Origin of the sequence: Cetobacterium sp. 2G large, from assembly GCF_014250655.1 — a bacterium.
GTDB classification, from domain to species: domain Bacteria; phylum Fusobacteriota; class Fusobacteriia; order Fusobacteriales; family Fusobacteriaceae; genus Cetobacterium_A; species Cetobacterium_A somerae.
The window spans coordinates 41,061-54,423 of record NZ_JACHTH010000005.1; the positions used below are offsets into that span (position 1 = coordinate 41,061).

4 protein-coding genes, 1 tRNA gene and 5 rRNA genes are annotated in these 13,363 nt (G+C 43.0%); all 10 read left to right on the forward strand.

Annotated elements, in window-relative coordinates; all coding sequences use genetic code 11:
• The first annotated feature begins 176 nt into the window (after nt 1–176).
• The 10 genes from H5J23_RS02890 (at nt 177) to H5J23_RS02935 (ending at nt 13,354) form a co-directional block, all read left to right on the forward strand.
• Nucleotides 177–899, forward strand: a complete 723-nt coding sequence (locus tag H5J23_RS02890; protein ID WP_185890940.1) for a hypothetical protein — start codon at nt 177–179, stop codon at nt 897–899.
• Between the two features lie 107 nt (nt 900–1,006).
• On the forward strand, nt 1,007–1,882 hold the full coding sequence (gene dapA, locus H5J23_RS02895) for a 4-hydroxy-tetrahydrodipicolinate synthase (RefSeq protein ID WP_023052075.1): 876 nt from the start codon (nt 1,007–1,009) through the stop codon (nt 1,880–1,882).
• Entirely contained in the window at nt 1,879–2,577 is a 699-nt protein-coding gene (gene dapB, locus H5J23_RS02900) for a 4-hydroxy-tetrahydrodipicolinate reductase (RefSeq protein ID WP_185890942.1), read from the forward strand. Before dapA ends, dapB begins: the two co-directional genes overlap by 4 nt.
• Before the next feature lie 14 nt (nt 2,578–2,591).
• Complete coding sequence (dapD, locus tag H5J23_RS02905; RefSeq protein WP_185890944.1) at nt 2,592–3,293, forward strand: 2,3,4,5-tetrahydropyridine-2,6-dicarboxylate N-acetyltransferase; 702 nt, start codon at nt 2,592–2,594, stop codon at nt 3,291–3,293.
• A 286-nt stretch (nt 3,294–3,579) separates the two neighbouring features.
• Nucleotides 3,580–5,092: ribosomal RNA gene (locus tag H5J23_RS02910) — 16S ribosomal RNA — on the forward strand.
• A 45-nt stretch (nt 5,093–5,137) separates the two neighbouring features.
• Nucleotides 5,138–5,214, forward strand: a tRNA-Ile gene (locus tag H5J23_RS02915).
• Between the two features lie 140 nt (nt 5,215–5,354).
• Nucleotides 5,355–8,271: ribosomal RNA gene (locus H5J23_RS02920) — 23S ribosomal RNA — on the forward strand.
• A gap of 47 nt (nt 8,272–8,318) precedes the next feature.
• Nucleotides 8,319–8,435 (forward strand): 5S ribosomal RNA (rrf, locus tag H5J23_RS02925).
• A gap of 313 nt (nt 8,436–8,748) precedes the next feature.
• Nucleotides 8,749–10,261 (forward strand): 16S ribosomal RNA (locus tag H5J23_RS02930).
• A 176-nt stretch (nt 10,262–10,437) separates the two neighbouring features.
• A 23S ribosomal RNA gene (locus tag H5J23_RS02935) occupies nt 10,438–13,354 on the forward strand.
• Together the 16S, 23S and 5S rRNA genes with 1 tRNA gene alongside form the textbook arrangement of a ribosomal RNA operon.
• Nucleotides 13,355–13,363: the final 9 nt, after the last annotated feature.

A 13,363-nucleotide genomic window follows, 5' to 3' on the forward strand; every position in this document is an offset into this window, starting at 1 on the left:
AAAAACAAATATAAAAAATAAAAATTCATAATATATGAACTTTTATTAAAATATAGATTATTAAAAAATATAATATATTTATAAAAATAATGAACAAAAAAAATAAAAAATTGATAAATTAAAAATCATATTTAAAAGAAGTAAAATATAGAAAATAAAGTAAGAGGTGAATTTATATGAGAGTAGTATTGAAGTATGGTGGAAGTTCAGTAGCGACTTTAGAAAAAATATCTAAAATAGCTGATTATATAAAAGAATTAAAAGAAAAAATTGATGAAATAATTATAGTAGTTTCAGCAATGGGAAAAACAACAGACGAATTATTAAAAAAAGCTTATTCTTTAGCTAGAACTCCTAATAAAAGAGAGATAGATATGCTAATAAGTACAGGTGAACAACAAAGTGCAGCATTATTATCAATAGCTTTAAACTCTATAGGGTGTGATGCTACATCTTATACAGGATATCAAATAGGACTAAGAACAGTTGGAGAATATGGAAATAGTGAGATTATAAGTATAGATAAAAATTTTTTAGAAAAACAATTGAAAGAACAGAAAGTAGTTATAGTAGCTGGATTTCAAGGAATTAATGACAGTGGAGATATAACAACTTTAGGAAGAGGTGGTTCAGATACAACAGCGGTAGCTTTAGCTGGAGTTTTAGGTTGTGAATGTAGAATTTATACAGATGTAGATGGAGTTTATACAGATGATCCAAGAAAAAATAATTTAGCTACTAAAATTGAAAAAATATCTTACGATGATATGGAAAAAATGTCAAAAAATGGAGCTAAAGTAATGGAAACAAAGGCAGTAGTAATAGGGAAAAAATATAAAGTACCAATTTTTGTAGGTGAAAGTTTAGGAAGTGAAAAAGGAACTTATATAGTCGAATAAATAGAAAAAATAAAAAATGAATTGAAATTTTTATCTATAGAAGATAAGATAAAAGGAAGATAGTGGATAAAGCTATTTAATCACAACTTAGTAATGGAGGGTAGCCAATGTTTAAAGGATCAGGAGTAGCACTAATTACACCATTTAACGAAGATATGAGTGTGAATTATTTAAAAGTATCAGAATTAGTAGAATATCATTGTGAAAATAATACAGATGCTCTTATAATTTTAGGAACAACAGGGGAAGCAAGTACACTTACGGATGATGAAAAAGTTAAAATTGTAGAAACTGTACTAGAAGTAAATAAAAAGAGACTACCTATAATAGTTGGAGCAGGTAGTAACAATACAATCCAAGCAATTGAAATGTCTAAAAAGTATGAAAAGTTAGGTGTTGATGGATTATTGTTAGTAACTCCTTATTATAATAAAGGAAATGAAGATGGAATATATAAACATTTTGTTTCTATAGCTGAGTTTGTGAATCTTCCTATAATGTTATATAACGTTCCTGGAAGAACAGGAGTTAATTTATCGATTAATTTGTTGAAAAAATTAGCTAAACATAAAAATATAGTAGCTTTAAAAGAAGCTAGTGGAGATATATCTTATGCGTGTGAAGTTGCAAGATTAGTTCCAGAGTTAGCGTTATATTCAGGAAATGATGATATAACTATTCCTTTGATGTCAATAGGTGCTGTTGGAACAGTCTCGGTTTTAGCTAATATAGAGCCTAAGGTAGTTCATAATATGGTTGAAAATTTTTTTAATGGTGATGTAAAAGAAGCTCAAAGACTACAATTAAAATATAATGGATTGGTTAAATCTCTATTTTTAGAAGTTAATCCTATTCCAGTAAAAGAAGCAATGAATATTTTAGGAAAAGGTGTTGGAAAATGTCGTTTACCTTTAGGTGATATGGAAGAGAAAAATATAGCTATATTAAAAAAAGAATTAGAAGAAGTAGGTGAAGTAGTTTGAGAATAGCTATGCATGGAACGGGAACAATGGGAAAAACTATTCGAGATATTGGTGATGATAAAATAGTCGCTTTTGTAGATAGGATTGAAGAAATAAATATAAATGAAAAAATAGATGTTGTTGTAGATTTTTCACATTTTAGTAAATTAAATGATTTATTAGATAGATGTGTAGAGAGAAATTATCCTTTAGTAATAGCAACAACAGGTTATAGTGGTGAAACTTTAGAAAAAATTGTAGAAGCTTCGAAGAAAATACCGATATTATTATCCTCGAATACTTCTTTAGGTATAAATGCTATAAATAGTGTATTGGAAAAATTAGTTCCAAAGTTAGAAGAAAATTTTGATATAGAAATAATTGAAAAACATCATAATAAGAAAATAGATTCACCTAGTGGAACTGCGATTACTCTTTTAGAAACAATCCAAAAATCTTTGCACGAGAAATACAATGTTGTTTATGGAAGAGAAGGGATGGCTAAAAGAGAAAAGAAAGAGATTGGAATTCATGCAATAAGAGGTGGAACGATTGTAGGAGAACATACAGTCATTTTTGCAGGAGAAGATGAGATTATAGAGATATCTCACAAGGCTTTATCGAAAAAAATATTTGCAGTTGGTGCGTTGAAATGTGCTGATTTTATTATAGGTAAGCAACCTAGATTGTATACAATGAAAGATATCTTTAATTAGGAGAGTGGTATAAAGTGAGACTAGAAACAGCTGAAGAGTTAATAAATTTTATAAAAAATTCACAAAAGAAAACTTTAACTAAAGCTTATATAAATGGAATTGTAGATTTTAAAAATGAAAATATTTTTGTTTTTAAAGGTGAAGAGGGAAGTATTTTAATCGGAGATTGGAAAGATATTGAAGAAGTAATAGAAAAAAATAAAAAAAGTATAATAAACTATTTTGTAGAAAATATTGCTAGAAATTCTGGTGTTCCACTTCTTGATACTAAAAATATAAATGCAAGAATTGAACCAGGTGCTATAATAAGAGATAAAGTAAAAATAGGTGACAATGCTGTTATAATGATGGGTGCTGTAATAAATATAGGAGCAGAAATTGGAGAAGGAACTATGATAGACATGAACGTGGTGTTAGGTGGAAGAGCTATTGTAGGAAAAAGATGTCATATAGGTGCTGGAACAGTTTTAGCTGGAGTAATAGAACCGCCATCAGCTCAACCAGTTGTGATAGAAGATGATGTTATGATAGGTGCTAATGCAGTTGTTATAGAGGGTGTAAGAGTTGGAAAAGGTGCAGTGGTAGCGGCAGGAGCTATTGTATTACAAGACGTTCCTGAAGGTGCAGTAGTAGCAGGAAATCCTGCTAAAATTATAAAATTAAAAGATGAGAAGACAAGTGAAAAAACAAAACTTGTTGATGATTTAAGAAAATAAAATGAAAAAAATTTAAAGATAGAAAATCTAAAACTTTCTATCTTTTTTTTATGTCTAATAAAAAAAATGAAAAAAAATTTAAAAAAATAAAAAAAGTAGTTGACGAAGTTTAAAAATTATGGTACTATTATTTTTGTCAGCGGGAAACACCGCAGACGAAAGTTAAAAGATAAGGACATTAACAACCGAATAGAGAAAATAGTCAGAAGTTATGAAAATAACAAAATGCCAGAAATGGCAAACCAATAAATGGTGTAAACGTAAGTCTTAGGACTTTAAATATATTTGAATGAAGAGTTTGATCCTGGCTCAGGATGAACGCTGACAGAATGCTTAACACATGCAAGTCGATTCGATTTACCTTCGGGTATTGAGGATGGCGGACGGGTGAGTAACGCGTAAGGAACTTGCCTCTTGGTCTGGGACAACTGTTGGAAACGACAGCTAATACCGGATATTATGAGATTCTCGCATGGGAAACTTATGAAAGCTATATGCGCCAAGAGAGAGCCTTGCGTTCCATTAGCTAGTTGGTGGGGTAACGGCCCACCAAGGCGACGATGGATAGCCGGCCTGAGAGGGTGAACGGCCACAAGGGGACTGAGACACGGCCCTTACTCCTACGGGAGGCAGCAGTGGGGAATATTGGACAATGGGCCACAAGCCTGATCCAGCAATTCTGTGTGCACGATGAAGGTCTTCGGATTGTAAAGTGCTTTCAGTTGGGAAGAAGAAAGTGACGGTACCAACAGAAGAAGCGACGGCTAAATACGTGCCAGCAGCCGCGGTAATACGTATGTCGCAAGCGTTATCCGGATTTATTGGGCGTAAAGCGCGTCTAGGCGGAAAAATAAGTCTGATGTTAAAATGCGGGGCTCAACTCCGTATTGCGTTGGAAACTGTTTTTCTAGAGTACTGGAGAGGTGGGCGGAACTACAAGTGTAGAGGTGAAATTCGTAGATATTTGTAGGAATGCCGATGGAGAAGTCAGCTCACTGGACAGATACTGACGCTAAAGCGCGAAAGCGTGGGGAGCAAACAGGATTAGATACCCTGGTAGTCCACGCCGTAAACGATGATCACTAGGTGTTGGGGGTCGAACCTCAGCGCCCAAGCTAACGCGATAAGTGATCCGCCTGGGGAGTACGCACGCAAGTGTGAAACTCAAAGGAATTGACGGGGACCCGCACAAGCGGTGGAGCATGTGGTTTAATTCGACGCAACGCGAGAAACCTTACCAGCGTTTGACATCCTAAGAAGTTTCCAGAGATGGATTCGTGCCGGCTTGCCGGAACTTAGTGACAGGTGGTGCATGGCTGTCGTCAGCTCGTGTCGTGAGATGTTGGGTTAAGTCCCGCAACGAGCGCAACCCCTATTGTATGTTGCTACCATTAAGTTGAGCACTCATGCGATACTGCCTGCGATGAGCAGGAGGAAGGTGGGGATGACGTCAAGTCATCATGCCCCTTATACGCTGGGCTACACACGTGCTACAATGGGCAGTACAGAGAGTTGCCAACCCGCGAGGGTGAGCTAATCTCTTAAAGCTGTTCTTAGTTCGGATTGTACTCTGCAACTCGAGTACATGAAGTTGGAATCGCTAGTAATCGCAAATCAGCATGTTGCGGTGAATACGTTCTCGGGTCTTGTACACACCGCCCGTCACACCACGAGAGTTGGTTGCACCTGAAGTAGCAGGCCTAACCGTAAGGAGGGATGTTCCTAAGGTGTGATTAGCGATTGGGGTGAAGTCGTAACAAGGTATCCGTACGGGAACGTGCGGATGGATCACCTCCTTTCTAAGGAGACTAACTTTTTCTCTATTCGATTGATAGTGTTCTTATGCGTTTGTAGCTCAGGTGGTTAGAGCACACGCCTGATAAGCGTGAGGTCGGTGGTTCGAGTCCACTCAAACGCACCATTAAATACATTATCAAACTTGGACATTGGAAACTATATAGTAGATATTGAGAAAATATTCTAAATTAACTAACAATTCATTTTTAAGTCAATCTTAAATTGAGTAGTTAGTCTGTCTAAATAATATGAATTATATTACAAGGTTAAAATATTAAGGGCACACGAAGGATGCCTAGGAAGTAAGAGCCGATGAAGGACGTGGTAAGCTGCGATAAGCTTGGTGGAGTTGCAATCGAACTGTGATGCCAAGATTTCCGAATGGAGAAATCTGCTAAGATGGAGTCTTAGCACGAAAGAGGGAACCGGGTGAACTGAAACATCTAAGTAACCCGAGGAAAAGAAAGTAAAAACGATCCCCTAAGTAGCGGCGAGCGAACGGGGGTGAGCCCAAACCGTAGATGTGCCAAGGATGCAGCCGTTGCATCTACGGGGTAGCGGGAAGATCGTCTGAAGAACTGCAAGGTATTCGACATTATGATACGCCGAACTGGAAAGGTCTGGAAAGGCCTGCCGTAGAGAGTGAAAGCCTCGTACAGGTAAACCGTATCAAATGTATGATCTCTCCCAAGTAGCACGGAACACGAGGAATTCTGTGTGAATCTGCGAGGACCATATCTCGTAAGGCTAAATACTCTTACTTACCGATAGCGCATAGTACCGTGAGGGAAAGGTGAAAAGAACCCCGGGAGGGGAGTGAAATAGAACCTGAAATCGTGTGCTTACAAGCGGTCAGAGCCCTTTGGGGTGATGGCGTGCCTTTTGGAGAATGATCCTGCGAGTTACGTTCAGTGGCAAGGTTAAGTTTAACGGAGCCGAAGGGAAACCGAGTCTGAATAGGGCGACATAGTCGCTGGGCGTAGACGCGAAACCTGGTGATCTAAGCCTGTCCAGGGTGAAGCTGTGGTAAGACACAGTGGAGGCCCGAACTCACCGCCGTTGAAAAGTTGGGAGATGAGGTAGGTTTAGGGGTGAAAAGCCAATCGAACCAGGAGATAGCTCGTTCTCTCCGAAATGCATTTAGGTGCAGCCTTGAGTGTTCAATTATGGGGGTAGAGCACTGAATGACCTAGGGGGCATACTGCTTACCGAAGTCAATCAAACTCCGAATACCATAATTCTAGAGCTCAGGAGTGAGACTATGGGAATTAACTTCCATGGTCAAAAGGGAAACAACCCAGACCACCAGCTAAGGTCCCTAATTATAACTAAGTGGGAAAGGAGGTGGAGATTCACAAACAACCAGGAGGTTGGCTTAGAAGCAGCCATACCTTTAAAGAGTGCGTAATAGCTCACTGGTCGAGAGTCTCTGCGCCGACAATGTAACGGGGCTAAGTTATAAACCGAAGCTGTGGAGTTGCGTAAGCGACTGGTAGGAGAGCGTTCTGTAGGCCGTTGAAGGAGAATCGACAAGAGACTCTGGAGGTATCAGAAGTGAGAATGCAGGAATAAGTAGCGAGAATGGGGGCGAGAATCCCCCACGCCGGAAGACCAAGGGTTCCAGGGTAAAGTTTGTCTCCCCTGGGTAAGCCGGGTCCTAAGCCGAGGCTAGATTGCGTAGGCGAATGGAAAACAGATTAATATTTCTGTGCCACTGATATCAAGTGATGGAGGGACGCAGGAGGTTATGCACGCTGGCGAACGGAAGTGCCAGTTCAAGCATGTAGCGTGGTCTAGTAGGAAAATCCGCTAGACTAAACGTGAGGTGTGATGAGGAGTCGTAAGATGGAAGGTGCAAATACCACACTGCCGAGAAAAGCTTCTAAGCGTTATAAAGATATTAGTGCCCGTACCCCAAACCGACACAGGTGGTCAGGATGAGAAATCTAAGGCGGACAGGCTAACTCTCGTTAAGGAACTCTGCAAAATAGCCCCGTAACTTCGGGAGAAGGGGTGCCTTTTATGGTGAGCGTACACGCGACGCAAAGCTATGAGAGGCCGCAGTGAAGAGTCTCAGGCGACTGTTTAACAAAAACACAGGTCTATGCTAAGCTGTAAGGCGACGTATATGGGCTGACACCTGCCCAGTGCCGGAAGGTTAAGAGGAGGAGTGAGAGCTCCGAATTGAAGCCCCGGTGAACGGCGGCCGTAACTATAACGGTCCTAAGGTAGCGAAATTCCTTGTCGGGTAAGTTCCGACCTGCACGAATGGTGTAACGATCTGAGAGCTGTCTTGACGGGAGGCCTGGTGAAATTGTATTACCGGTGAAGATACCGGTTACCTGCAGTAGGACGGAAAGACCCCATGGAGCTTTACTGTAGCTTGGTATTGGGTTTTGGCATCGTATGTATAGGATAGTTGGGAGACTATGATGCGTGGTCGCTAGATTACGCGGAGTCACTGGTGGAATACCAACCATACTATGTCGGAATTCTAATTTGAGGTTTGTACCCTCGAAGACAGTGCTAGGTGGGCAGTTTGACTGGGGCGGTCGCCTCCGAAAGAGTAACGGAGGCGTTCAAAGGTTCTCTCAGGTTGGATGGAAATCAACCGCAGAGTGCAATGGCATAAGAGAGCTTAACTGCGAGACTGACGGGTCGAGCAGGTGCGAAAGCAGGACATAGTGATCCGGCGATTCCGAATGGAAGGGTCGTCGCTCAACGGATAAAAGCTACCCTGGGGATAACAGGCTGATTCTACCCGAGAGTCCATATCGACGGTAGAGTTTGGCACCTCGATGTCGGCTCATCGCATCCTGGGGCTGGAGAAGGTCCCAAGGGTTGGGCTGTTCGCCCATTAAAGCGGTACGTGAGCTGGGTTCAGAACGTCGTGAGACAGTTCGGTCCCTATCCACTGTAGGCGTTAGAGTATTGAGAAGATCTGTCCTTAGTACGAGAGGACCGGGATGGACAAACCTCTGATGTACCAGTTGTCACGCCAGTGGCACAGCTGGGTAGTCACGTTTGGAACAGATAACCGCTGAAAGCATCTAAGCGGGAAACTGACTTCAAGATAAGTACTCTTTAAGATACCTTCGAGACTAGGAGGTTGATAGGTTGGGGGTGTAAGAGTTGTGAGACTTTTAGCTGACCAATACTAATATATCGAAGTTTTAACCTTAATATACTACTATATAGTTTCAAATGATCCAAGTAAATTAAATATTGATTGGCAACGATAGCTATGGAGGTACACCCAGTAACATTTCGAACCTGGAAGTTAAGCCCATAAACGCTGAAAGTACTTGGGGGGCAGCCCCCTGGGAGGATAGGAAGTTGCCAATCTTTTTTATTTTTTGTAAAATTCAAATTTTTTCATATAAAAAAATATTTTTTTAACAAACAAACCCAATGAAAACAATGGTTAATGATAAAAAACAATATAATACTTTAAAATAAATAGAAAAACTTTGTTGACAAACTTTAATCGTTGTGGTATGATTATATATGTCAGTGGGAAACACCACAGACGAAGAAAAACTAAAGGACATTAACAACCGAATAGAGAAAATAGTCAGAAGTTATGAAAATAACAAAATGCCAGAAATGGCAAACCAATAAATGGTGTAAACGTAAGTCTTAGGACTTTAAATATATTTGAATGAAGAGTTTGATCCTGGCTCAGGATGAACGCTGACAGAATGCTTAACACATGCAAGTCGATTCGATTTACCTTCGGGTATTGAGGATGGCGGACGGGTGAGTAACGCGTAAGGAACTTGCCTCTTGGTCTGGGACAACTGTTGGAAACGACAGCTAATACCGGATATTATGAGATTCTCGCATGGGAAACTTATGAAAGCTATATGCGCCAAGAGAGAGCCTTGCGTTCCATTAGCTAGTTGGTGGGGTAACGGCCCACCAAGGCGACGATGGATAGCCGGCCTGAGAGGGTGAACGGCCACAAGGGGACTGAGACACGGCCCTTACTCCTACGGGAGGCAGCAGTGGGGAATATTGGACAATGGGCCACAAGCCTGATCCAGCAATTCTGTGTGCACGATGAAGGTCTTCGGATTGTAAAGTGCTTTCAGTTGGGAAGAAGAAAGTGACGGTACCAACAGAAGAAGCGACGGCTAAATACGTGCCAGCAGCCGCGGTAATACGTATGTCGCAAGCGTTATCCGGATTTATTGGGCGTAAAGCGCGTCTAGGCGGAAAAATAAGTCTGATGTTAAAATGCGGGGCTCAACTCCGTATTGCGTTGGAAACTGTTTTTCTAGAGTACTGGAGAGGTGGGCGGAACTACAAGTGTAGAGGTGAAATTCGTAGATATTTGTAGGAATGCCGATGGAGAAGTCAGCTCACTGGACAGATACTGACGCTAAAGCGCGAAAGCGTGGGGAGCAAACAGGATTAGATACCCTGGTAGTCCACGCCGTAAACGATGATCACTAGGTGTTGGGGGTCGAACCTCAGCGCCCAAGCTAACGCGATAAGTGATCCGCCTGGGGAGTACGCACGCAAGTGTGAAACTCAAAGGAATTGACGGGGACCCGCACAAGCGGTGGAGCATGTGGTTTAATTCGACGCAACGCGAGAAACCTTACCAGCGTTTGACATCCTAAGAAGTTTCCAGAGATGGATTCGTGCCGGCTTGCCGGAACTTAGTGACAGGTGGTGCATGGCTGTCGTCAGCTCGTGTCGTGAGATGTTGGGTTAAGTCCCGCAACGAGCGCAACCCCTATTGTATGTTGCTACCATTAAGTTGAGCACTCATGCGATACTGCCTGCGATGAGCAGGAGGAAGGTGGGGATGACGTCAAGTCATCATGCCCCTTATACGCTGGGCTACACACGTGCTACAATGGGCAGTACAGAGAGTTGCCAACCCGCGAGGGTGAGCTAATCTCTTAAAGCTGTTCTTAGTTCGGATTGTACTCTGCAACTCGAGTACATGAAGTTGGAATCGCTAGTAATCGCAAATCAGCATGTTGCGGTGAATACGTTCTCGGGTCTTGTACACACCGCCCGTCACACCACGAGAGTTGGTTGCACCTGAAGTAGCAGGCCTAACCGTAAGGAGGGATGTTCCTAAGGTGTGATTAGCGATTGGGGTGAAGTCGTAACAAGGTATCCGTACGGGAACGTGCGGATGGATCACCTCCTTTCTAAGGAGACTAACTTTTTCTCTATTCGATTGATAGTGTTCTTTACTATCAAACTTGGACATTGGAAACTATATAGTAGATATTGAGAAAATATTCTAAATTAACTAACAATTCATTTTTAAGTCAATCTTAAATTGAGTAGTTAGTCTGTCTAAATAATATGAATTATATTACAAGGTTAAAATATTAAGGGCACACGAAGGATGCCTAGGAAGTAAGAGCCGATGAAGGACGTGGTAAGCTGCGATAAGCTTGGTGGAGTTGCAATCGAACTGTGATGCCAAGATTTCCGAATGGAGAAATCTGCTAAGATGGAGTCTTAGCACGAAAGAGGGAACCGGGTGAACTGAAACATCTAAGTAACCCGAGGAAAAGAAAGTAAAAACGATCCCCTAAGTAGCGGCGAGCGAACGGGGGTGAGCCCAAACCGTAGATGTGCCAAGGATGCAGCCGTTGCATCTACGGGGTAGCGGGAAGATCGTCTGAAGAACTGCAAGGTATTCGACATTATGATACGCCGAACTGGAAAGGTCTGGAAAGGCCTGCCGTAGAGAGTGAAAGCCTCGTACAGGTAAACCGTATCAAATGTATGATCTCTCCCAAGTAGCACGGAACACGAGGAATTCTGTGTGAATCTGCGAGGACCATATCTCGTAAGGCTAAATACTCTTACTTACCGATAGCGCATAGTACCGTGAGGGAAAGGTGAAAAGAACCCCGGGAGGGGAGTGAAATAGAACCTGAAATCGTGTGCTTACAAGCGGTCAGAGCCCTTTGGGGTGATGGCGTGCCTTTTGGAGAATGATCCTGCGAGTTACGTTCAGTGGCAAGGTTAAGTTTAACGGAGCCGAAGGGAAACCGAGTCTGAATAGGGCGACATAGTCGCTGGGCGTAGACGCGAAACCTGGTGATCTAAGCCTGTCCAGGGTGAAGCTGTGGTAAGACACAGTGGAGGCCCGAACTCACCGCCGTTGAAAAGTTGGGAGATGAGGTAGGTTTAGGGGTGAAAAGCCAATCGAACCAGGAGATAGCTCGTTCTCTCCGAAATGCATTTAGGTGCAGCCTTGAGTGTTCAATTATGGGGGTAGAGCACTGAATGACCTAGGGGGCATACTGCTTACCGAAGTCAATCAAACTCCGAATACCATAATTCTAGAGCTCAGGAGTGAGACTATGGGAATTAACTTCCATGGTCAAAAGGGAAACAACCCAGACCACCAGCTAAGGTCCCTAATTATAACTAAGTGGGAAAGGAGGTGGAGATTCACAAACAACCAGGAGGTTGGCTTAGAAGCAGCCATACCTTTAAAGAGTGCGTAATAGCTCACTGGTCGAGAGTCTCTGCGCCGACAATGTAACGGGGCTAAGTTATAAACCGAAGCTGTGGAGTTGCGTAAGCGACTGGTAGGAGAGCGTTCTGTAGGCCGTTGAAGGAGAATCGACAAGAGACTCTGGAGGTATCAGAAGTGAGAATGCAGGAATAAGTAGCGAGAATGGGGGCGAGAATCCCCCACGCCGGAAGACCAAGGGTTCCAGGGTAAAGTTTGTCTCCCCTGGGTAAGCCGGGTCCTAAGCCGAGGCTAGATTGCGTAGGCGAATGGAAAACAGATTAATATTTCTGTGCCACTGATATCAAGTGATGGAGGGACGCAGGAGGTTATGCACGCTGGCGAACGGAAGTGCCAGTTCAAGCATGTAGCGTGGTCTAGTAGGAAAATCCGCTAGACTAAACGTGAGGTGTGATGAGGAGTCGTAAGATGGAAGGTGCAAATACCACACTGCCGAGAAAAGCTTCTAAGCGTTATAAAGATATTAGTGCCCGTACCCCAAACCGACACAGGTGGTCAGGATGAGAAATCTAAGGCGGACAGGCTAACTCTCGTTAAGGAACTCTGCAAAATAGCCCCGTAACTTCGGGAGAAGGGGTGCCTTTTATGGTGAGCGTACACGCGACGCAAAGCTATGAGAGGCCGCAGTGAAGAGTCTCAGGCGACTGTTTAACAAAAACACAGGTCTATGCTAAGCTGTAAGGCGACGTATATGGGCTGACACCTGCCCAGTGCCGGAAGGTTAAGAGGAGGAGTGAGAGCTCCGAATTGAAGCCCCGGTGAACGGCGGCCGTAACTATAACGGTCCTAAGGTAGCGAAATTCCTTGTCGGGTAAGTTCCGACCTGCACGAATGGTGTAACGATCTGAGAGCTGTCTTGACGGGAGGCCTGGTGAAATTGTATTACCGGTGAAGATACCGGTTACCTGCAGTAGGACGGAAAGACCCCATGGAGCTTTACTGTAGCTTGGTATTGGGTTTTGGCATCGTATGTATAGGATAGTTGGGAGACTATGATGCGTGGTCGCTAGATTACGCGGAGTCACTGGTGGAATACCAACCATACTATGTCGGAATTCTAATTTGAGGTTTGTACCCTCGAAGACAGTGCTAGGTGGGCAGTTTGACTGGGGCGGTCGCCTCCGAAAGAGTAACGGAGGCGTTCAAAGGTTCTCTCAGGTTGGATGGAAATCAACCGCAGAGTGCAATGGCATAAGAGAGCTTAACTGCGAGACTGACGGGTCGAGCAGGTGCGAAAGCAGGACATAGTGATCCGGCGATTCCGAATGGAAGGGTCGTCGCTCAACGGATAAAAGCTACCCTGGGGATAACAGGCTGATTCTACCCGAGAGTCCATATCGACGGTAGAGTTTGGCACCTCGATGTCGGCTCATCGCATCCTGGGGCTGGAGAAGGTCCCAAGGGTTGGGCTGTTCGCCCATTAAAGCGGTACGTGAGCTGGGTTCAGAACGTCGTGAGACAGTTCGGTCCCTATCCACTGTAGGCGTTAGAGTATTGAGAAGATCTGTCCTTAGTACGAGAGGACCGGGATGGACAAACCTCTGATGTACCAGTTGTCACGCCAGTGGCACAGCTGGGTAGTCACGTTTGGAACAGATAACCGCTGAAAGCATCTAAGCGGGAAACTGACTTCAAGATAAGTACTCTTTAAGATACCTTCGAGACTAGGAGGTTGATAGGTTGGGGGTGTAAGAGTTGTGAGACTTTTAGCTGACCAATACTAATATATCGAAGTTTTAACCTTAATATACTA

Bases quoted from the DNA above. Each gene is read 5' to 3' on its own strand.
- dapA (WP_023052075.1), top strand. From the start codon at position 1,007: ATGTTTAAAGGATCAGGAGTAGCACTAATTACACCATTTAACGAAGAT.
- H5J23_RS02890 (WP_185890940.1), top strand. From the start codon at position 177: ATGAGAGTAGTATTGAAGTATGGTGGAAGTTCAGTAGCGACTTTAGAA.